At 59.4% G+C, this 19110-nt stretch carries 23 protein-coding genes; 9 read left to right on the top strand and 14 right to left on the bottom strand.

Features of this window, described 5'->3' with window-relative positions:
• Positions 1-55: 55 nt before the first annotated feature.
• Positions 56-1399, bottom strand: coding sequence for an alkaline phosphatase family protein (locus C2L65_RS43150; protein ID WP_081920815.1), 1344 nt, complete (start codon positions 1397-1399; stop codon positions 56-58).
• A gap of 219 nt (positions 1400-1618) precedes the next feature.
• Positions 1619-1900, bottom strand: coding sequence for a hypothetical protein (locus C2L65_RS46950; RefSeq protein ID WP_233446770.1), 282 nt, complete (start codon positions 1898-1900; stop codon positions 1619-1621).
• A gap of 469 nt (positions 1901-2369) precedes the next feature.
• On the opposite strand from C2L65_RS46950, the gene C2L65_RS43160 reads away from it, so the two are divergent.
• Positions 2370-2744 (top strand): cupin domain-containing protein, encoded by a 375-nt coding sequence (locus C2L65_RS43160; protein WP_042305915.1) that lies wholly within the window; start codon positions 2370-2372, stop codon positions 2742-2744.
• A gap of 225 nt (positions 2745-2969) precedes the next feature.
• Positions 2970-3224: a hypothetical protein gene (locus C2L65_RS43165; protein ID WP_042305863.1), complete on the top strand. Its 255-nt coding sequence runs from the start codon at positions 2970-2972 to the stop codon at positions 3222-3224.
• A gap of 325 nt (positions 3225-3549) precedes the next feature.
• Here C2L65_RS43165 and C2L65_RS43170 read toward each other — a convergent pair whose 3' ends face one another.
• The 3 genes from C2L65_RS43170 to C2L65_RS46010 form a co-directional block, all read right to left on the bottom strand.
• Complete coding sequence (locus C2L65_RS43170) at positions 3550-3840, bottom strand: hypothetical protein (RefSeq protein WP_042305862.1); 291 nt, start codon at positions 3838-3840, stop codon at positions 3550-3552.
• Between the two features lie 788 nt (positions 3841-4628).
• Positions 4629-4910: a hypothetical protein gene (locus C2L65_RS43175; protein WP_042305861.1), complete on the bottom strand. Its 282-nt coding sequence runs from the start codon at positions 4908-4910 to the stop codon at positions 4629-4631.
• A 402-nt stretch (positions 4911-5312) separates the two neighbouring features.
• Positions 5313-5486 (bottom strand): hypothetical protein, encoded by a 174-nt coding sequence (locus C2L65_RS46010; RefSeq protein ID WP_156132260.1) that lies wholly within the window; start codon positions 5484-5486, stop codon positions 5313-5315.
• 659 nt (positions 5487-6145) lie between these two features.
• Between C2L65_RS46010 and C2L65_RS43180 the strand changes: the two genes are divergently transcribed.
• Together C2L65_RS43180 and C2L65_RS43185 are read left to right on the top strand one after the other, a co-directional pair.
• Complete coding sequence (locus tag C2L65_RS43180) at positions 6146-6427, top strand: ElaB/YgaM/YqjD family protein (RefSeq protein WP_042305860.1); 282 nt, start codon at positions 6146-6148, stop codon at positions 6425-6427.
• Between the two features lie 29 nt (positions 6428-6456).
• The gene (locus C2L65_RS43185; protein ID WP_007742338.1) at positions 6457-6732 is read left to right on the top strand and encodes a GlsB/YeaQ/YmgE family stress response membrane protein; all 276 of its coding nucleotides are present in this window, start codon (positions 6457-6459) and stop codon (positions 6730-6732) included.
• Here the strand turns inward: C2L65_RS43185 and C2L65_RS43190 are convergent.
• Positions 6704-6892, bottom strand: a complete 189-nt coding sequence (locus C2L65_RS43190; protein ID WP_081920814.1) for a hypothetical protein — start codon at positions 6890-6892, stop codon at positions 6704-6706. The genes C2L65_RS43185 and C2L65_RS43190 overlap by 29 nt on opposite strands.
• Positions 6893-7155: 263 nt before the next feature.
• Between C2L65_RS43190 and C2L65_RS43195 the strand changes: the two genes are divergently transcribed.
• Complete coding sequence (locus C2L65_RS43195; protein ID WP_042305859.1) at positions 7156-7851, top strand: VIT1/CCC1 transporter family protein; 696 nt, start codon at positions 7156-7158, stop codon at positions 7849-7851.
• Between the two features lie 285 nt (positions 7852-8136).
• Here the strand turns inward: C2L65_RS43195 and C2L65_RS43200 are convergent, their stop codons facing one another.
• Positions 8137-8715, bottom strand: a complete 579-nt coding sequence (locus C2L65_RS43200; RefSeq protein ID WP_042305858.1) for a phasin family protein — start codon at positions 8713-8715, stop codon at positions 8137-8139.
• Between the two features lie 592 nt (positions 8716-9307).
• Here C2L65_RS43200 and C2L65_RS46955 point away from each other — a divergent pair.
• Positions 9308-9469: a hypothetical protein gene (locus C2L65_RS46955; protein WP_233446771.1), complete on the top strand. Its 162-nt coding sequence runs from the start codon at positions 9308-9310 to the stop codon at positions 9467-9469.
• Positions 9470-9627: 158 nt separating this feature from the next.
• On the opposite strand, the gene C2L65_RS43210 is transcribed toward C2L65_RS46955, so the two are convergent.
• From C2L65_RS43210 to C2L65_RS47155, 5 genes are all read right to left on the bottom strand, one after another.
• Positions 9628-11262, bottom strand: a complete 1635-nt coding sequence (locus tag C2L65_RS43210) for a hybrid sensor histidine kinase/response regulator (protein WP_052426834.1) — start codon at positions 11260-11262, stop codon at positions 9628-9630.
• Positions 11263-11621: 359 nt separating this feature from the next.
• Entirely contained in the window at positions 11622-11864 is a 243-nt protein-coding gene (locus C2L65_RS43215) for a hypothetical protein (RefSeq protein WP_042305912.1), read from the bottom strand.
• Positions 11865-12142: 278 nt separating this feature from the next.
• Entirely contained in the window at positions 12143-12427 is a 285-nt protein-coding gene (locus C2L65_RS43220; RefSeq protein WP_042305911.1) for a DUF2442 domain-containing protein, read from the bottom strand.
• Between the two features lie 683 nt (positions 12428-13110).
• The gene (locus C2L65_RS47250) at positions 13111-13518 is read right to left on the bottom strand and encodes a hypothetical protein (protein WP_345789618.1); all 408 of its coding nucleotides are present in this window, start codon (positions 13516-13518) and stop codon (positions 13111-13113) included.
• A gap of 68 nt (positions 13519-13586) precedes the next feature.
• Positions 13587-13709 (bottom strand): hypothetical protein, encoded by a 123-nt coding sequence (locus C2L65_RS47155; RefSeq protein ID WP_255221875.1) that lies wholly within the window; start codon positions 13707-13709, stop codon positions 13587-13589.
• Positions 13710-14235: 526 nt separating this feature from the next.
• On the opposite strand from C2L65_RS47155, the gene C2L65_RS43235 reads away from it, so the two are divergent.
• Both C2L65_RS43235 and C2L65_RS43240 read left to right on the top strand, forming a co-directional pair.
• Positions 14236-14559, top strand: coding sequence for an H-NS histone family protein (locus tag C2L65_RS43235; protein WP_042305856.1), 324 nt, complete (start codon positions 14236-14238; stop codon positions 14557-14559).
• 387 nt (positions 14560-14946) lie between these two features.
• Positions 14947-15441: a hypothetical protein gene (locus C2L65_RS43240; protein WP_052426833.1), complete on the top strand. Its 495-nt coding sequence runs from the start codon at positions 14947-14949 to the stop codon at positions 15439-15441.
• 59 nt (positions 15442-15500) lie between these two features.
• On the opposite strand, the gene C2L65_RS43245 is transcribed toward C2L65_RS43240, so the two are convergent.
• Entirely contained in the window at positions 15501-17219 is a 1719-nt protein-coding gene (locus tag C2L65_RS43245; RefSeq protein ID WP_042305855.1) for a hybrid sensor histidine kinase/response regulator, read from the bottom strand.
• 794 nt (positions 17220-18013) lie between these two features.
• Here C2L65_RS43245 and C2L65_RS43250 point away from each other — a divergent pair.
• Positions 18014-18217 carry a cold-shock protein gene (locus C2L65_RS43250; RefSeq protein WP_042305854.1) on the top strand — a complete coding sequence of 68 codons (204 nt, stop codon included), beginning with the start codon at positions 18014-18016 and terminating at the stop codon, positions 18215-18217.
• Between the two features lie 251 nt (positions 18218-18468).
• Here C2L65_RS43250 and phaP read toward each other — a convergent pair whose 3' ends face one another.
• Entirely contained in the window at positions 18469-19041 is a 573-nt protein-coding gene (phaP, locus tag C2L65_RS43255; protein ID WP_042305909.1) for a TIGR01841 family phasin, read from the bottom strand.
• Between the last annotated feature and the right edge of the window lie 69 nt (positions 19042-19110).

Consider the following 19110-nt stretch of genomic DNA (forward strand, 5'->3'; position numbering starts at 1 on the left):
CGTGACGTCCAGTGGCTCGCCCACCGTCGATATCGGATACGCCGGGAAAAATAATCTAGTGGTGCGCGTAAAGCGGCAGGAACGGGTCTTTCGCGCGGGGAGAGCCTTCGCTGGACGGACGCGGGTCGCCGCTCGCGGCGACGGGCGACGGACATTGCGGAACGACTGAGCGAGGCGTGGACAGGCTCAACATCTTCGAGAAATCGTCCGCGGCGCGCACGCGTGCGGTCAGGTTGAGCGCCCCATTGAGCCCGAGCAGCGCGTCCGTCGTCTTCAGAATTGACGTGTGGTCGTACAACGAATGGTCGATGGTTCCGGCCGGAACGAAAGGAGACACGACAATAGCCGGGACACGCACGCCCAGTCTGTCGAACGCGAAATTGTGCGTTTTCAGACGGGCGTTTTCTGCAGAGCCTGGCGGTTCCGCATTGGGCGGCGTCACGTGGTCGAAGAAGCCACCGTGTTCATCGAAGACGATGAGCAGCACGCTGTTGTCCCATAGGCTGGAAGTACTGATAGCGTCGTAGACCTGCTTGACCAACGCTTCTCCGCGGCGGACGTCACCGCACGGATGCATCGAATTGCCATTCCGGAAGTCATTCTTCGCGTCGTACGTAGGCTCGATGAATATGAACTTTTCGCTCAAGGAATTGCTGGCAAGTCTCGATGTGAGCGTATCCATGGAGACGAATCGATTGAGCAGATTTTGCATTCCGTGAATGCCACGCGTCTGCGCCACGTCGCCCTGTACGATGAGCCAGTCCGATTCCTGAAGCTTCGAGAAGACCGTTCCATTCGGGAAGGTGAAGAGTGGTGCGTTGAAGAACACTGCTTCCACAACTTGCGCATCACTAGGTGAGTGGTCAAGCCCAGACGAGGTGCCAGCCACGGCAAAGAATCGATTGGGCCACGTTGGTCCTGGTATCGAAGCAAACCAGTTATCGCACACACCGAACTGGCGGGCCAGAAAATTCAGCACAGGAAGTTGGTCGGGCGTGAAAGCGCTGAAGGCGTCAGCCACTGTGTCGGAATGGTCCTCGTACGTAGCAGCGAATCCCGTTGTTGACGCGTCTGTTGCGAACGGAGGATAGCCATTGGTGCCTAGAACGAGAGCATCGTTGCGAACGGTATCCCCACTTGCGACCTGCAGCCCGCAAAGCTGAACACAGACGTCGGTAAATTCGTGGCCCGGGTCAAAACCAAGTGCATAAGGCGAACCCTTGCCTAGCTGGTAGGAGGTCCCGGTTCGGCCGAAGTTGACGATGGGGGTTGTGGGCAGTCCGTTGGCGGTTGTCGGGGCACCTGCGGGCGCAGTGCCCGTCAGGTTGGACCAACCAAACACGCTGTCATAAGAACGGTTCTCAAGCATGAGAACAAAAACGTGCTGTATCGCTGCCATCGGTCACCTCGGAATGTGAATGTTATTGCCCGAGGTCTTTCATGTCGGCAACCAGCGGTGATGAAAGAAACCCGGGCCGTTTTCGGCCAATTCGACTTCGCTCCAATTATTCTTGACTGCAACCAGCTGAAACTCGTTTATTTATATGCGGGTTGCACGAAAACGCAATGAGAATTCGCCCGCGGTAGCCGCGAGCGCAACGCGCGATGGTCCCCGGCGTTAGAGGGGTATGGACGTCGGTGCCGACCCCTCACGGGCAACGCGGTCGGCAGTCCCCGGCAACCGGTCGGCAGCAGGCGGAAACACGTACCAGCTGCCGTCATCGTGCCTGAAGAAGAACAACGCGCGCACTCCGCGTGATGACGACGCCTCAACGTACAGACACCGTCGTCCGCCCAACCGGGTGCGACTGAATCTGGTTACATGGCCCGATATCGTCGGAGCCGGTGCGAGCCATTTCTCGACCTGGCTACGCAGCGAGTGCCCGTTCACGCTTTTCATGTTCCGCTCCAGCAGGTAGAAAGCCGACCGGCGTTGAAAGGAGCGCGGGTCGCGACGAGAGGCGGACGGTTCTCGCCTCTTGTATCCCTAACGCCGCGGACGGCCGAGATGTTGACCACGGGTTTGTGTCTTCTGAAACCGAAAATTTCGAGTCGGGCTGCCGGCGACAGTCGCCGCGGAGGAAGACCGCCGACCGAGCCAGCCATGTGCGTCTTACCCCGGGCTAGGACAGAAATAGTCCCGGCGAAGCGGACAGCACACCTCTGCGACCCGGTTCGCCATGCTGGCGCGTTGCCGTCGGATTTCGCCACTGTGCCTTGACGCCCGAGCCGGCGGGCGGGACACTCAACGCGAGTCATCGTTGTGCGGCCGATGTCTCGCGCCACGCGGAGCAACACAGACCGCTGAGATTTCACTCTCGCGGGGCATGTCGCACCGACTGGAACAAAGGCCGCAAAAGGGAAAACCCATGGCGTTTGCGCTGACATTTCCACAACTGTTTTCAGACGCGATTGGCGAAAGTCATTTTGGGTCGGTAAACCTGCAGCTGGTAACCCGCAACTTCGCGCCCCCCGCTGAACCCTTTGACGTGTCGGATTTCGCGGCAGCGACCCGCTACGGATTTTTGCGCGCGCCCAGCGGATGGGTCGGCGACCTTCATCCTTCGCCCATGTGCATGTGGGTATTCGTGCTCGGCGGGGAAGTGGAGTTTGAGGCCAGTGACGGTGAGCGACGACGCCTCCCGGCAGGAAGCGCGATATTGCTTGAAGACACCACGGGCAAAGGGCATCAGAGTCGTGTCATCGGCGACGTGCCCGTGCTTCTCGCGGTGGTTCAGGTTTGACGTCATGGTTACGCTGGCCGGGACGCAAGCCCAGGCCGTCGCGCTTAAATCATGCTCGAGAAGTTGCCTGTCGAGCCAACAATCAAACGGCGTTTGAGTTTCATGAGCGGCTTCGCGAGCGTGCCCCGCGGATGGTTGTTGAGCGGGCACTGCGTAGCCGGATAGGTACAACAGAGGCTCACCGGGCGTGGAATACCCGGGTTCAAGGACACGGAGGAGACGCAGATGAGCAATATTGCCCAATACTACTGGCAGTTCTCGAACCGGTACGGTCGCTTCAGCGGCTACCTGGATGCGGCTGACCCGTGTGACGCGGTCTCGCGCGTGATGACACAGAGCATTGCGTTCTCCGGTCTGCTGTTCGGCCAGGAGTATGACGCGCCGTCGACGGTTATCGACACCGCACCGGGTAACGCCGAGTGCGACATCTTCCAGTCGGAGCGGGATGACTATTCGATTCGGGTGAAACGTCTAGCGTAGGCCGGACAATGAACTTCTCACAAGGCCCTGAATTTGAAGGGCGGTTTCGTCGTAACGCCAGCATTATGACGGAGTTAACCCTAGCCTTCCGGAGGCACTAGGTACTCGAAACTAGCTCATGCGGCCCGCTAGCTACGGAATTGACAGCGAGCGTGAAGGGGCTGGCCGAGCACTGCGCCGTATGAAACGAAATTTGCAAGTAGCTGAACAAGTCCGAGAGGCGACCGAGCCGTCGCGTAGTGAACCCGCCATCGGCCTTCGAAGGGTCTCGAAGGCCGACTTGTATCGGGGTTCGGTGGGAAACCTCGTCGAACCCTACGCGTGGTCACTTCAGGTGAAGGAGGACTGGCCCCTCCAATACCTCAGGTGCGCCCGCACCCGTGCTTCCGGCGTTTTGCGCAACAAAGTCCCTCGCTTTTTGAACGCTTTCGTCAATACCTGCCTTCTCCTGGCAGACGGTCACCGAGAGGCCACCCTCGCTAGTGCGCACGAGCGTGTATCCGACAAAACCCTTTACTGTGCGCATCAGTTCCTCAATATCCGCCGTGCGCTGTTCCAGCACGTCGAACAATTCCTTGGCTCCTTTTCCGGAATATCTCCTTACAACGGTATGCATGGCTTGCCTCCTGTTGGTGAACCATAGGAACGACCATGGCTGGCGCGCCCATCCAGCTGCGCCAACTGGCAAGGGGTGTGCCAAAACCTGGTCCGCATCGCCGCTTTGGCCCGCATGGGGTCGTCGCGACTGCTATGAAGTGTAGTCAGTGTCCAGCCCTTGCAACGGCCAAGATGAGGAAGCGTTGCGCCCGCGTTCTCGCTTGCCAAACCTGGAGGCGTGGGGTGTATCGAAGCTCGTCGTTGTCGAGCTTCGTGCAGCACGCGCCATGCCGACTGTGTTCTCACGCGCTCGGAGTAGTATGGTCACGTACGCCTAACCACCAGGAGCGGAGACGATGACTACCTGTCAGCAATGTGGTGGCCAAGGAAAAATCACGTGCGAAAAATGTGGCGGGACGGGGAAGGTGCAGATAACCGAAGTCGAGACTGTTTCAGACGTGTCTCACACGTCCAACACCATCACGTGCCCGAAATGTGACGGAGAGCGGTGGCAGCTCTGCCATCGGTGTTACGGCTCCGGAGACGTCCATGATAAGGAGACCTCTGATGTTTTCGACCCCGAAGGCAGAGATACTTGACTTCCTCGGAGAGCGCCCGGAAGACTCAATTGGCAATCGCTGTTGCGATAGAGGTGTTGATGTGCGCGCCGCATAGCCCCGCGTTCTGGTAGCGGGTAAGGCGCCGTTACAACCGACCCGTCTATTGCACGCCGAACAGGGGGCAATCGCTTGACGGTGTTGGCCAGCCGAAGGCCAAACCGCGCAGGACACTGGGCCAACTGGCGCATTAGTTTGGGTAACTGCGACTCCCAACTGACTCGGCACCAAGCATGCGCAGCAATACTTTCCCGTCTACGGTCAGCGCCAGCGCGGCATCACCGTCTTCCGACATGATGACCTGGACCATCCCGGCTTCCTGTAGCGCAATAACGTCCGGCGTTTCAGCATCCGCCAAGACCGACGCGTCGCGCAGACACAAGAGCGTCGTGAGCTCCTGCGCGCTCAGCGTCACGGGGTGTCTATGAGCACGATGCGTCGAAGAGCCGCCGTCATAGTCTTTTGCTTCCATGACTGTGTCATCCCTGCAAGTTGTGTTATGGAGTCCAGGCCCATCGGACGAGCGCTGATTTGGATAATGGATTTTGGTCAGTCCACGCGACGAAAGGGGAAACCATGCGGTTTCCAGCGTAACTGTTGTAAGTGCTGAGGCGACCAGCGCCGGACGCATGCACGAATGACATTTTGCTTCGTTGCAGCCAACAGCAACTGTCAGCGAGCGCACAAACTGTTGGTATGTGTGTCCGGAACGCCCTTTAACTGGTCGCCTCACTGACGATTGCGCCTTAATTGCGCTTTTGCAGCCAGCGCGGGAACTCACTTCCGACACCGGTTAGTTACCCCGTCCGACGGGTGCGGGGGTGATGTGCTTCGGATGGGCCATCCGGCGGCAGCGAGACAAGTCTCAAGCTGTCTACGCGGTGTCAGAGGACAACGCACCACTGCTGATGTACTCCCGGTACGAACTACACAGCAGCGCGTCTATCTGCGCCTCTTTAAGGTCGATGCCGCAGACACTGCGTAGGATTTCGACGGTCGCCATGACGGCATCGATAACTTGTGTGGCATCGGGCTTCAGCGTATTCATGCTTCGGCTATCGGCAACGACAAAGCGGACTTGAGGCTTTGTGCGAAAAAAGCCGGAAATCGGCCTCACAATAGTCCGGATGATTGACGCCGCGTTGAGCCAGCGAAAAGACTGAGGGGAGCGCTACGTGGCACTGTCGGGCACCCGTCGCCCTTGCTGACGCGGGCTCCGCCACGTTGCACACACGTGGTGTCCTTACTCCACAGCTCCTTGCCAACGCATGGTGACCAGCGATATCCACGCGCCGGGCACGCACCGCACAAATCCAGTTGTTTCAGTTACTTGCCCAGCCTGCTCGTGAAGTTGTGCACAGCCTTGCAAACAGATTTTGTGGACAACTTGCAGTGCCTGATTCGTCGGATGGTACCTGCGATGCTGTCGAGAAAAAGCTCATAAACGGGATATACAGTTTATGCGGTCGATGACTGCGGAGATGACTATGGCCGGGCCCGGTATCGTAGGGGCGACTAGCGCAATTCCTATGCCCCGCATGGCGGAAAACGTAACGACTCAAGGGCCAGCGAAGGTCTGCTGACGCTCTCTTGAGTCCGTCTTCTTCGAACGCCGCCATGTGCGTGTCTTTGTCCGCGTCCCACTGCTCGGCGAGGCACACCAGTTGCTGGACCTTGGGACCATTCAACCAAAAGAGGGAGGTTCAAATGGCCGAGTCCTATCAATCTACGACTCCCGGCTCCGCCGGTTCATTTCAACAGGACAACAATTCTCCAGCGAAGTCGAACGGCGGCGACGCAGAAGGAGGAAACGGTGCCGGGGCGCTGTCCGACCTGAAGGACAAAATTGTGAGTGCACAGGAGGTTGTCAAAACGAAGTACCGCGTTGTCTCCGAATCGACCGATGATTTCGTTCATGAGAGTCCGTGGAAATCTGTCGCGATGGCGTTCATCGGCGGACTCGTCATCGGCATGCTTGCTGCCCGCTAACGCGGATTTAACCCCACGAGGGAAAAACTATGGACCCTGTCTCACATGGAATCATTTTCTGGCTGATTATTGGCGGCATCGCTGGCGCTTTGGCCGGTCGTATCGTCGACGGCGGTGGTTTTGGCATCGTCGTGGACATCATCGTGGGAATTGTTGGAGCCTTCATAGGAGGCTGGCTTGGCGGGGCTCTCGGCCTGCACCTTGGAGGCGGCATAATCGGCTCGCTTATTACGGCGCTGATTGGCGCGGTCATTCTGCTCGTCGTCCTGCGACTTTTTAGCCGAAGTCGCGCGGGTCCACTGTAGGACTGTTCTCTTTTATATCGATGAGCGGCTCGCCATCCACTTCGATAGCGTTACGCACGTTCTCTGGCGTGCGCTGGTCTGGATTCACGTCGAGCAGAATCGCACCGGTGTCACGCATCAAGCCGTAGGACGCAATCACCAATGCCCCGAGACGGCCCACGAAGCGGGTCCATGCTCGCCAAGACGCCGCCTGGGGCGCTGTCGCCTCCCTTGGTTGCAGGCCTCTTCTACCTGGCAGTGGCGTAGGTCATGCCATCGGAATTCTTGTTCGGCGCCTGCGCCGCACGACGGGACGGCGCCAGAACGAAAGCTGGATTCAGCACTGCCAGCTCTCCCATGGCCAACGCCGCAGCTACGCAAACAGGCCTCTCCGGCGTCCACCGCCATGAGATAGTGAATCAACATTTCTAACGTAGAGGAATCATGCCGTGGCGACATAAGGAACAGCACCGTCTGGAATCCACAAGCTGGTTGCGCGCCGCTGTACTGGGCGCAAATGATGGCATTGTTTCGACAGCGAGCCTTGTTGCAGGAGTAGCATCAGCGCACACCGCTCATGGAAACATCGTGCTTACGGCCGTGGCTGGCCTGGTTGCTGGAGCTATGTCAATGGCGACAGGGGAATACGTATCGGTTTCCTCGCAGGCGGATACTGAGAAGGCAGCTCTGGTCCAGGAACAGGCAGAACTCGATGCCGACTTCTCGCGCGAGCATCGGGAATTGACAGCAATCTACGTGCGGCGTGGCCTGGATTTGCCGCTTGCCAGGCAGGTCGCCGAAAAGCTCATGGCGCACGACGCTCTGGGTGCTCATGCGCGTGACGAGCTGGGCATTTCGGAAGTGACTTCTGCCCGACCTCTGCAAGCCGCACTGGCTTCTGCCTGCAGCTTTGCAGTCGGCGCCGCGTTGCCGACTATCGTTGCCGCACTCGCGCCCGAATCGGTGCTGCTGCCGGCGATAGTCGTCTCTGCTCTGGTGTCGCTGGCCGCTCTGGGCGGCCTTGCCGCGAAAGCTGGCGGGGCGAAAGTTGGCCCGGGCACTATTCGCGTGGTCTTCTGGAGCGCTTTGGCGATGGGCGCGTCATCGGGCGTCGGAGCCTTGTTCGGTGCGGCAGCCTGAAGCGCGGGGCGCAACGGTTTGGGGCAGACCTCAATGTCTGGTGCGAAGCTATCCGTCGCTGGAAAAAGCGCCGACGAGAGGGGGGCCGGCTCAGCGGGCCAACCTGTTCAAACCGTCGTCCGACTGCTGGCCTCTACGGCGGCATGTCGACGCCTGCTTGCCCTGGACCCTGCTTCAGTTCGAAGAGGACCGGGCAAGCTGCGCACGCCTTTGCCAATGTGACCATTGAGCCGAAGGCATGAGAGTCGCGCAGTTTCCAGCATCGACAAGCGCGTCGACGAACGTTTATTTTTTCGTGGCGGCCTTGACCTGTTCGGCGGCCTGTCTGGTCGCCCTGTTTGAGGCGGAAGCTGCGGCGTCAATGCTGCTCTCCGCAATCTCCCGCGCCTGTTCGGCGGCCTTTTTGCTCGCTTCAATCGTCGCGCTCGTCGCCTCACTGGCGGCCGTCACCGCTGTTTGCAACGCATTCACGGCGGCTTCGCTACCGACCGGTGCATTGCTTGCGGCCGTGTCGACGAATGCCTGCGTGTCGCGCAGGCGCTTATTGAATTGCGCTTCAGCGCTCGTGACGAGTTCGGCCTGGGTGCTCACCACGATGTTCCACACATGCCGCCAGTACGACTGTGCTTCTTCCATCGCGGCTTGCGCCCGCTTCGCGTGCAATGCGAATAGCGCCTGTGGGTCCTTGGTTGACAACGCTGCGCTGGCGATTGCCTGATTTTCGGCGAGCGTCGATTTGGCCGCCCGCAAGTTAAGCTCGGTCAGCTTTTCGATGCAGCCAAATGCCTTGGTCCACACATTGGACAGCGTTTCGATGCTGGCTCTCTGCGAGGCGACCGCTTGTTCACCGGAAAGACTGCTCATTACAACCTCCATTTGGGGAAAGTAGCGGGAAGTCCGTGATGCCACCCGATGGAATCATGAACAGCGCTACGGGGTAGGAATCTGGCAACGCAGCAAGGCTTGGTCCCGCAACTGTGTGCAATATCAGGTTGTCCTGTGGGTTGCGAACCAGCCGCGCGCCATACAAGACGTTTGTTGGGCATGACGGTACGGCGAGACACCGTCACGGGCACACGAACGGCGGACGTGGTCCTGGCTCCCGATTCGGGCGAAAGACCGAGCCCGGTACGTAACGGAGCTCGACATGCCATGTTCGCAAGTGCGCTCCCTTCTTGCAGGATGCGCAACTGCCGGTTCGCTCGTAGTACTCGGTGCACATCCTTTCGTCGCCAACACCAGGGCGGTACGGCGATTGCGCACAGGCAAGGCGGTCGTGCGCCAGCCATTGACGCATGAGCCGCGTGGAGCGAAGGAGACGGTCATGCGAGTTGCTGCGAGAAGTATGTTGATAGGGGCGTTGATTTTAAGCTTGTCCGGCGCCGCGTTTGCGCAAGGCGGAGGCGCTGGTGGCGGTACAGGCGGTGGCAACGCGACGGGTCAAGGTGGAACCGGCATGGGAACCCCAAACGCAAGCGGCACGACAGCCGCGCCGTCTGGCGCGTCTGGCGCGAACACGATGGGGGCAATGCCTGACGCGACGCAGAAGAGCATGCAGAAGAAGAAAGGGGCAATGGATTCGCCCGCCTCGGGCAGCGGGATAAAGAAGCCATACTGACTCCCGCGTCGGACAAACACATCTGGGAATCACGGTATCGAGGGGCGAAGGCTTCGGTATAGACCATAGCACGCCCTGCAGGCTGGTGAATCGGGAGCGCGCCGTTTGTGCGGACGGGCCTCACCACGAGAACTTCGAATTGGCTTCGGTTCACGCACTCATGGCGAACGTCTGTTTCTCGCTCTGTGCCTGATGAGAAACCGCTCGAGCTTCCCCGCATCCACCGGCTTCGGCATATGGGCGTCGAAGCCTGCCTCCAGGGCCGCCGTCCTGTCATCGGCATAACCGGTAATCGCCACAAAGGTCGTTGCCTGAAGGCGCTCCAGTTTGCGGAATGCCCGGACCAGTTCATACCCATCCATGTCTGGAAGTCCGATGTCACTCAAGACGACGTCGGGCACCCAGTTATCCACGATAGCCAGTGCCTCGGCGGCACGATAGGCGACCCGTGTCTCATGGCCAGACAGTTCAAAGTACAGTGCAATGGCATCTGCCGTATCGTGGTTGTCATCGATGACGAGTATGGACATGGGCGTTGCCGTCAAGGCATCTTCGCTTTCAATGATGACTGGAGCAGCCAGCGGCGCGGCCCGGCGTAATGTCAGTGTGAACTCGCTGCCGTGACCCAATCCCCCGCTACGGGCCACCAGTGTGCCTCCGTGCAGCGCGGCCAGCTTGCGCGCGAGCGTCAGTCCCAGCCCCATTCCTCCGGGCGAACGAGCCAGCGAGCGCTCGGTCTGTCTGAACAGCTCGAAGACTTCCTCCAGATCGGCGGCGGCAATCCCGATGCCGCTGTCATGCACCCGGAGGGCGACCTCCGTCTCGCCGGCCTGGACGCTCACATCAATACGGCCGCCCGGGGGCGTGTAGGTCGCCGCGTTCTTCAACAGATGGGCGATGATTAGAGGGCATTGAGTGGTATCGGCATCCACGTAGAACGTGTCGTCCACGTCTACGGTCAGGCTATGGACGCCCTTTGCCACGGCTGCTTCGCTGAGCTCGACTGCCCGGTCCACGAGGTCACGCAACCGCACCGGTTCCAGCGTCAGTGCTACGGCACCTCGAGACACGAGGGCCGCAGACAGCAGGTCGTCGACGATTTGACTCATGTAGTGGACATGCCGGCGCAGGATTTGCTGGGCCCAGGTGCGCTGGGCCTCCGTCGCCTCAGGTCGGGCGAGGACCTCGACCGCTGTGTGGATAGGCGCGAGCGGCGCCCTTAGCTCATGCGCCAGCATCGCCAGGAACTCGTCCCGGTTGTGACACGCTGTCTCCAGACGACCTTGTGCCTCCGCTAGTCGTTTGGATGCCAGCCGTCCTTCGAGATATGTGACCGCACAATTGGCGAGGGTCCGCAGCGCGCTCCTTTCGTCGTCAGTGAGCCTGTGCGGTTCATGGTCGATAGCGCACAGCGTACCGAGGCCCGCGCCATCTGACGTCTTCAATACCGCCCCGGCATAGAAGACAACCTTCGGCTCCCCGACAACTTGCGGATGGTCGCGGAACCTCTCATCTTCTGTTGCGTCCGGAATGACGAGCATGTCGCCCGTTAAAAGTGCGTGTGCGCATAAAGATTCGCCCCTTGGCACCGGTCGAGGCTGCATGCCCCAACCCGACTTGCACCACTGTCGAGTTTCGTCAATGAAGTTAATCAGCGCTATCGGGGCACGCAACGCCATTGCCGCCAGGCGCGTAATCGCGTCAAAAGACACCTCGGCTGGCGTGTCGAGGATTCCGAAACTGTGCAGTCGATGCAAACGCTCGTGCTCGTTCGCGGGATAGATGGCCTCCATGACTGTCGCCCTTCGTCCGGGATGGGTCCCGATTACGTCGGTGCAAACGACATACCCCGTCTCCATGCAGGCGCGGTCAGAAGAGGCGGCCGCGACCGCGCAGCCGGCGTCGCTGTGATGTGGCGTGCGGATGCGCCGGGGCTGATTGCGCATCCGCGTGTCCCGGTGGTCGCAGCGTATCCCGTTGGCCTGGATACGCTGCGACTCTTATTGGACCAGGACATGTTCGGAATGACGGCGTGACCAGGACATGAGCTGCGGTCCCGTGGGCATTCGGCCTTTGTGCCTCGCACCTCGACAACCGCGCGCTCCGCCGCTTTCGGTTCCCGAAACCGCCTTGACCTGTCCTTTTGCTATTTCTACAATCTCTCGTTTCTCTCCAGGATGCTGAGGAGTCTTTCCAGCTTGATGCGCTGAGGTGTTTCCAGCCCCGGTGTTGCGTGAAGCTCGTACAGGCGATGGCGCCAATAGGTCTGGGCAAATATCGAGTGCGTGCCGTCCGCCGCCAGTGCCCTTTCGAGATGGGCTATTTCTGCGTCTGCGTTCCGGCGAGAATGTCGCATTAAGGCGCTCAAGCCCCAGCAATGAGTTTCCTTGGCCATGTCGACCTCGCGTCGCGTACTGTGCTCGCTCCTTCCGCATACGAGGTGCCACGTCGACGGTTGTGCATCTGCACAAACACATTCGCGGGCCTTGTTGCGGCGCATCCTGCTAATTGAGGAATCCCGATTGATTAATCCGGTCGCCACGCACACAAGCAACCGCGACGTGCCGCTTCCGATTCCTGACTTGCGACGTTAGGATTTTCTGGCATCGGCGCGATTCGCTGGCGCGGATGTAAGAGCCGTTGCAGTGGTATCGACGATTTCGTCGCGACGGGTCAACCGGCAGGCCGAGCCTCTATGGCATCATCCGGCCAAACATCCGGATGCCCGGCATGCTCGGGCTGGAATGAAAGCAGCGCGGGGACATTTACATCCTCATCGATTTCGGGCCAGTACAATTGCTGGCGGTCCATCGAGATGGCGAAGTGTTCGCGCTCCGCATCTGTCGCTGCCTGAAGGACCGGAAACCAGCCCAGCGGAAATGGGACGGTCTGGCCGTCGGACAGGTCGAGAAACATGTGTACGTCGTCGAAGTGCACGTCCACCGCAGCGCCACTCATGGTCACCTCCCGAGTCGGGGTCCCACACACCATAGGTCGCGGCGGCCTGATGAGCTAGGAAAGCCGTCGAAAGAAGCGGAATTCTGCATCGAGTGAGTTACGGCAACGCGATATCATCGTCTTCGAGCAGACGAGGCGACAATGTGGCCGCCAACCCATTGGCACCAGCAAACGCTCCTGATTCGACGTTGAAACGCCCGCGCCACGTCGCACCGTTACAGTGCTTCTTGCTGCGACAACTAAACTTCATTGAACAGGTAGTTCTTAAGGACCAGCGCACAAGTCTCACCGGAGACCATCATGGCAGGGCCATCTGCGTCACGTGCGGTCGAGCGCGCGCTGCGCGCGGGCGCATTAATCACAGCGGTTCTTGAGGACCGCCCTCATCGCGCCCCAGACTTCGCCGCCGAAAGCCGCTCGATGCACCAACTGGCGCAGGCGCTCACAGCGCCGGATGGTGCCGTGCTACTAACGTTGGCCGACTCGCGATGAACCTGTCTGACGCTGGCAGCGCCGGCATCAGCCTGTTCGAGCAAGGCGAAGTCAGAAAACCATAGAGAGGACAGGTTAAAAGAGGTATGCATCTAGCATCGTTCAGACAATCCGCCCGCCAGATATTGCGTCTGCACAAACTAGCTCCTATTGTCATCGAGGGGACAGTCCTCCCCAAGATGCGCGTTTGGTCAGCCCGTTCCTGAAAACGGGCTTTTTTTGCGCCGCCGCAAACCGCCGCCCGTTAACGCAGATTTCACTGGCCCCGGGGAGCGAGCTACTCGGGGGGGACGGTCGAATCCGCCGCCTCGCCGTCGTTCACTTTCCGGTGTCCCGTTCGTGCCTTTCATTGCCGCGATACGGCGTTGCCGGCCAAGTGTCTTTGACCCGCCCGGATTCAACTCAGGGTGACGGTGCGAGTAGGGCGCTTCGCGCTTCAGTTCGTAGTGGGCGCCAACGCCAGTACGCGTCGGCGGGAAGCGGTCGCCGTCCACGCATGTGCTTTTAAACGTCCGGCCCTCGCTGTCGCTACTTTCAAGGACGACCGAATAGACGCCCGAGACTTTCACCATTTCGCCGGGTTCGAAAGTGTCTGCCATGGTGTCTCTTTGTGAGCGCCGCTCATTTCTCGGGCGAATCTTCGTCAGTTTCTTCGCCGTCTTCCGACTTAATGCGGGTGGCTCCGCCCGTCGCCGGCGGGTCGCTGGCGGGGAATGTCATCGACTGCCCTGTCGATGTCGTCCTCGGACTTCTCGGTCGTTGGCTTCTGTTCCTTTGGCTTGGTGGTCATGTATGACTCCAGGTGGTGTCGTGAGTAATTCGATAACAGCAATGCTTGTTCCGGGACTGGGCGCGAAGCAGGTGCATCGCGCGTTCTCGACGCTAGCGCCCGGTTCTATAGTCGATTGTTCTTGCCTGGCTATTCGCGCTTGCATCTTGTTAGCCGTATTCGAGAGTAGTTGCGATACCGGCTCCGCCTCCCATGGCCTCTCGCGTTTCTCTTCAACTGCATGCGCTGTCGTGCTAGTTTGGATATCTAAGTAGAAGTGCCTGCCTAACCCCACGTTTCCCCTTGCGTCGACGGGGCGCAGCATGCAGCCCTAACCGCTGCCGTACCGTCTGCATCCCCGTTCGCCTGGGCGAGGAGCAAGGCAGCGAGCCCTTTTGTGCGGTGAAAGGATAAGGCGCTATGATGGTGTACTACACAAAAAAAGGCGGGCCGAGCGAACCGGTGACACGAGGGAGCGTGGATATCGATGCATTAATGCGTCGCACTGGAAGAGGAAAGTCGGACGATTTTGACGGACGAATATCCTATGGATGAACGGAAGCGGGACAGCATGGTTGCTTATCTCCGCCGCCGGATGAAAGAGGTTGGCATCAAGCCAGAAGACCTGGCATCAGTGTTGGCGAGCGACCAATCTGAACAGAAAGAAGCACGCTACCGCAATGCGACGGGCGAGGTTTGGAGCGGCGAAGGGGAAATGCCGCGATGGCTGAAGCAGGCAATTAGCGCCGGGCAATCATTAGAACATTTTGAGTTATCGTCGCAAGCGGCTGTGCCAGAGACGGGTAAAACCGTGGACTGGCGCGATGACCCTTTTGCGGGAAGCCCGCTGGCGCGACGGGATGGTCATTAGCGAAGTCGCCGACAGCGGCGAGCGTCAGTGGCGATTCACCAGGTACTGCCTACAACACCTACGGTTGCCTTGAGTGCCGACGCGATTATAAAGAGGCGCCGCCGGCAGCAAAGCCATGGCGCATTTTTCGACGGAAGCGCCAAAACCCTCACCGTTCTCGAGAGGCACGAGAAACAATATGGATAGCGAATCCATTTTCGAACCTGGGGCGCCTGAGTTTTGCAGTGCAATCCTGTCGACATTGGGCCGACTGTGCGTGAACGCACAGCGTATTCACGACAACAGACCTCATGATGGGTCACTCGCGCGCGTCGTGGGCCGACACCACCGAAATTTTTCAGTGTCGCGCGCGCAACCTGCGGTGAAACGCATGGAGGAACGGTTGGCATGGCTATGGTTAAGCGGCCGGGGGTTGAGCAGAATGCGGGGGCACTTGCCGTGGACGAGTCGGCCGTCGCCAGAATTCGGGAGGCATTGGTTTTCGCAGCGCGCGAGCAGCAGGTCGTGAGCTATCGCGATTTTCATGCTTTCTTCGGAGGCGCGGGTACGCTTCGCAAGCGGTTCGAGTTACTCGACCGCATTGTTCACGAGCTTGCTGACCCGGCCGATGCCGATTATGGCTCGCTGATGGCCAATTCCCAAGGCCTGCCGGGACCGGAGTTTTTGAGGCGGTATCGGGTCTTCCATGCTGACGAGTATGAAATTATCGTTGGCGGCAATGCGTTCTCCCGGCCCAGGTCGGCGCAGCGATTACGGATAGCGTTGACAGAACGTCAGCGCGTCTATCTTCATGCGCGCAACCAGCGGCCTGCGTTCGTGGAAGTTCCCGTCTGGACACCGACCTTAGCCATTCGCAGGCCGGAATTTCCCACAAAACCGTAAGCAGCCAAACTGTCTGCAAGCCGTCCGTGTTTTGGCGCCCATGCAGTGGCGCTTCGACCTCAACGTTGCATCGGCTCGGGTCGATGCAAGCTATTTTCGAACAACGCGCATGCGGCAAGGATGGCTCTCAGGCGTCCGATTGAAAGGGGCTTTGTCACGTAGGCGTTGAAGCCGGCCGCAAGCGCGCGCCTACCGTTGGTCTCGTCTGCGTAGCCGCTGAGCGCAACGAGGTAAATGTCGTCAAGAGATTCATCCCGCCTGATGGCCCTCGCAACATCAAAGCCATCCGCATCAGGAAGACAGATGTCAACGATGGCGACATCCGGCTTGCTCGACTTGAGCCGCCGCATTGCCGCTGCGCCACTATCGGCCGTGTCAACTGAATGTCCGTCGAGCGCGAGCACCGTTGACAAAGACTGCAACGCATCCTCGCAATCATCAACCAGCAGGATGCTTACTGGCTTGACGCCTGGGGGCATTTCTATTCCAGTGTGGCGGTCGGTCGATGGATTGGGCTCGCAGCATATCGGCAGACGGACGGTGACCGTTGTCCCTTTTCCTGTTCCGGCGCTCGCCACATCCAGTGTTCCGTGATGGAGTTCGACGATGCGTTTCACGACGGCGAGTCCCACACCCAGTCCGCCATTCGCTTCTTTTGAACCGCCGCGTGACTGTACGAAGAGGTTGCAAACGGACGCAAGGTCCTCCGCCGCTATGCCTCTTCCGTTGTCTTGTACTGCGATAGTGACCGTCTTTCCGTCGGGCTCGCATGCTGCGCTCAGTAAAATGCGGCCGCCCTCAGGCGTGTAGCGAACCGAGTTCGAAAGAAGGTTGGTGATGACCTGACTCAGGCGCACATGGTCCCCAACCAGGATGATGTCCTTGTCGAGTCCAGTGACGGTCAGTTGCAGTCGGCGTTGTTCAAGCCCATCCTGTACAGACGCTACCGCGTCCGCTGCGATTTCCTTCAGGGACACGTTCTTGATGTCAAGTCGCAGCTTGCCGTGTTGCAGACGAACCGCGTCGAGCAGGTCGTCCATCAGTGTTCGCAATCTGGATATTTGCCGCTTGGCGATGCCCAGCAGAACCAGCGCATTTTCATTGCCGACACAGTAGGCCTTTGTGGCGGTCACAGCGTTGTCTATCGGTCCCATCGGGCCCAGAAGTTCGTGGCTGAGCATCGCGATGAATTTGTCGCGTTGCCGGCTGTCGTTCGCCTTCTGGTCCCGCGCATTCGTCAGCATGAGCGCTGACCCGGCTACCGCTGACAGGCTGGATAGAAGCCGCACGTCTTCACGCTCAAACCGGCAGCTATCGGAATGCGACATGACCCAGATGGCGCCCAGCGGCACGCCATCTGTCTCAATCGGCACCACCAGCCCCTCAGCAATGTGCGCAGGGCCACCGCGAAGGGCTTCGAACGTTTGCAGCGGGTCGACAAGGAGCAGCGACTCCTGTAACTCGAGCGCAATACCGCACGGGCAGTCTTTCCATGCTGTCAGATTGCCGCGCAGGCCGGCCACCTGCCCGGCGACGGCGAGCCAGCGAAAGTAGCGGTGGCCGTCCAGTTCTTCAACAAGACTGATGCCCGCACTCCCGGCGCAGCAGAGTTCAAGGGCGGCATCAACGATTGTCTGCAACAGCACGTCCCGCGGCCCGGTTTGCGCACGGGCCAGTCGCACGAGCGCGCGACTCTCCCGCTCATACTCGGGAGCGCGAGACGGCCGACAGCGCAGTTCTGCAGCGCCTGAAATGATGGCCGTCGAAACAGTTGCCATGGACTTTGCCCCGAGCACCGCAGCGGCTGGAATCACGGGCGGAAGTAAATGTATTCCTGCGCCCGGTCGGGATGAAGCATTTTTTACACTAGGCCACGAACGCACGCGTGTCAAATTTGCCGCACCGCAATGCGCCCGGAAGAGGCGCGAACGTGCGTGAACCGGGATGGGCCCGGAGGGACGGAGTAAGCTTTTATCGAATTCATTGCGGCTTGAAGAGAATCTCTGGTTCCTTCCCAGTCGGACCGCAGCGCATCCAGGACGTCGAACGTGGCTGGAGGCCAAGGCCAACCGTTTTTTTCGTCGGGTGCATCCCACTCAGCGGCCGGCGCTGCCTCGACCGACGCTTCGACCGGACTTGCATCCTCAGCGGCAGCGTGTATCGGCTCGTCCGAGACGCTTCATTTGATGTCAAATGGAAGTACAAAGATGGGCACAGGGTAGTGCGAGCGAGCCTTCAGTTTGCGCATCCTGCGAGAAGGGAGCGCTCTTGTGTGCTTGGCATATGTCGACCTCCATCACGGACCGTGCTCAGTCTTTTGCCAAAACTTGGAACAGAGGTTTTGTACGGCGCGCCGCTGTGCAATGAAGAGGATAACTAAAGTGTTGCACATTCCCGGGACGATTCATGTAATCCAGGTCTTAAATGCCAGGTGTGTCAAAACGACGGTTTGGTGACACACCACCTGTCGGAAACGCCAATTGTCCAGAGCATTCTCCTCTGTAAAAAACGTGTGCGTGCGGCGGTCCACCGTCGCGCTTTACGAGACATCAATCTTTGAAGAGGTAAGGAAATGGCAACGGGTACCGTGAAGTGGTTTAACGACGCAAAGGGTTTTGGCTTCATCACGCCCGATGACGGTGGCGAAGACCTGTTTGCTCATTTTTCTGAGGTGAAGGCGGAGGGCTTCAAGTCTCTCAAAGACGGGCAAAAGGTGAGCTTCGAAGTCAAGCAAGGTCCGAAGGGCAAGCAGGCTGCAAACATACAGCCAATCTGACACCTCGCCGCACTCGCTGTCGCGTGAAGACTGGTCCGCCGAGGTGGACCAGTCCTTTTCAACTACGCGCCGTGACACAGTCTCGAACGTGTGCCGGGTAACTTACGTGCGTGGACAACATGACGTGCGCTGGACTGAACGACCAGCGCACACGAGCGTTGGGCTTGTCCGGTTGCGGACATAGCGTAGTGTGACCAGGCGGCTAAGCTGGCTGCGCCGTGCGACGACGTCGGGTCAACGTTTCCTTCAAATTATTGCTTCGTCGCCTTCGACGCTTTCTCGACTGCCTGGTCGGCCGTTTCGGCCATCTCCGACGCGGCCTTCGTTGCGGCGTCCAGGTTAGTTTGCGCGACTTCGACTGCCTGCCTCGTCGCCTTTTGCACGCTTTCCTGAGTGGCGTTGGCCAGCGTGATAGCCTGTTTCAGAAATTCGATTGCGGCTTCCGAGCCGACCGGGGCGTTTTGCGCGAGATTCTCGGCGAAGGATTGAACCTGGCGGCTGACCTCCTGATACCGGGCATTGACGACCTCTGCCAGCTGCGCTTGCGTAGTCGACGCAATCTCGGCAACCTGACGTTCGTACGTCAGGACCCTCTCCGCCGAGGGCAGCGCCAGCGGGTCTCGCAGACCGGTAACTTCCTGGCTGTCCTTTTTCGCCATCCCGTCTTGCACACGTTGATACCAATCGGTAAACGCCGTCTTCGCCGTCTCCAGATTCAATCTGACGAGCTTTTCCTCGCCCTCCAGCACTCTGCCGGCCAGGCCAAAGAAGAAGTCAAGATTAGCTTGCTGGGCCGCAGCGGCCTGTGCGTGAAAATCAGCCATGTTCGCCTCCTCAAGATGTATGCCCAACGCCCAGCATGTTCGGCAACGGTGACCAATTGATGAAGCGGC

The sequence above is a fragment of the Paraburkholderia terrae genome (assembly GCF_002902925.1).
In the GTDB taxonomy this organism is placed as follows: Bacteria; Pseudomonadota; Gammaproteobacteria; order Burkholderiales; family Burkholderiaceae; genus Paraburkholderia; species Paraburkholderia terrae.

Bases quoted from the DNA above. Each gene is read 5' to 3' on its own strand.
- C2L65_RS47250 (WP_345789618.1), bottom strand. From the start codon at position 13,518: ATGGCAGACACTTTCGAACCCGGCGAAATGGTGAAAGTCTCGGGCGTC.
- C2L65_RS43175 (WP_042305861.1), bottom strand. From the start codon at position 4,910: ATGGAAGCAAAAGACTATGACGGCGGCTCTTCGACGCATCGTGCTCAT.
- C2L65_RS43170 (WP_042305862.1), bottom strand. From the start codon at position 3,840: ATGCATACCGTTGTAAGGAGATATTCCGGAAAAGGAGCCAAGGAATTG.
- C2L65_RS43200 (WP_042305858.1), bottom strand. From the start codon at position 8,715: ATGAGCAGTCTTTCCGGTGAACAAGCGGTCGCCTCGCAGAGAGCCAGC.
- C2L65_RS47155 (WP_255221875.1), bottom strand. From the start codon at position 13,709: ATGACCACCAAGCCAAAGGAACAGAAGCCAACGACCGAGAAGTCCGAG.
- C2L65_RS43240 (WP_052426833.1), top strand. From the start codon at position 14,947: ATGGCTATGGTTAAGCGGCCGGGGGTTGAGCAGAATGCGGGGGCACTT.
- C2L65_RS43220 (WP_042305911.1), bottom strand. From the start codon at position 12,427: ATGAGTGGCGCTGCGGTGGACGTGCACTTCGACGACGTACACATGTTT.
- C2L65_RS43245 (WP_042305855.1), bottom strand. From the start codon at position 17,219: ATGGCAACTGTTTCGACGGCCATCATTTCAGGCGCTGCAGAACTGCGC.
- C2L65_RS43185 (WP_007742338.1), top strand. From the start codon at position 6,457: ATGGACCCTGTCTCACATGGAATCATTTTCTGGCTGATTATTGGCGGC.
- C2L65_RS43215 (WP_042305912.1), bottom strand. From the start codon at position 11,864: ATGGCCAAGGAAACTCATTGCTGGGGCTTGAGCGCCTTAATGCGACAT.
- C2L65_RS46950 (WP_233446770.1), bottom strand. From the start codon at position 1,900: ATGAAAAGCGTGAACGGGCACTCGCTGCGTAGCCAGGTCGAGAAATGG.
- phaP (WP_042305909.1), bottom strand. From the start codon at position 19,041: ATGGCTGATTTTCACGCACAGGCCGCTGCGGCCCAGCAAGCTAATCTT.
- C2L65_RS43210 (WP_052426834.1), bottom strand. From the start codon at position 11,262: ATGGAGGCCATCTATCCCGCGAACGAGCACGAGCGTTTGCATCGACTG.
- C2L65_RS43250 (WP_042305854.1), top strand. From the start codon at position 18,014: ATGGCAACGGGTACCGTGAAGTGGTTTAACGACGCAAAGGGTTTTGGC.
- C2L65_RS43165 (WP_042305863.1), top strand. From the start codon at position 2,970: ATGAGCAATATTGCCCAATACTACTGGCAGTTCTCGAACCGGTACGGT.
- C2L65_RS43195 (WP_042305859.1), top strand. From the start codon at position 7,156: ATGCCGTGGCGACATAAGGAACAGCACCGTCTGGAATCCACAAGCTGG.
- C2L65_RS43180 (WP_042305860.1), top strand. From the start codon at position 6,146: ATGGCCGAGTCCTATCAATCTACGACTCCCGGCTCCGCCGGTTCATTT.
- C2L65_RS43235 (WP_042305856.1), top strand. From the start codon at position 14,236: ATGGATGAACGGAAGCGGGACAGCATGGTTGCTTATCTCCGCCGCCGG.
- C2L65_RS46010 (WP_156132260.1), bottom strand. From the start codon at position 5,486: ATGAATACGCTGAAGCCCGATGCCACACAAGTTATCGATGCCGTCATG.
- C2L65_RS43160 (WP_042305915.1), top strand. From the start codon at position 2,370: ATGGCGTTTGCGCTGACATTTCCACAACTGTTTTCAGACGCGATTGGC.
- C2L65_RS46955 (WP_233446771.1), top strand. From the start codon at position 9,308: ATGGGAACCCCAAACGCAAGCGGCACGACAGCCGCGCCGTCTGGCGCG.
- C2L65_RS43150 (WP_081920815.1), bottom strand. From the start codon at position 1,399: ATGGCAGCGATACAGCACGTTTTTGTTCTCATGCTTGAGAACCGTTCT.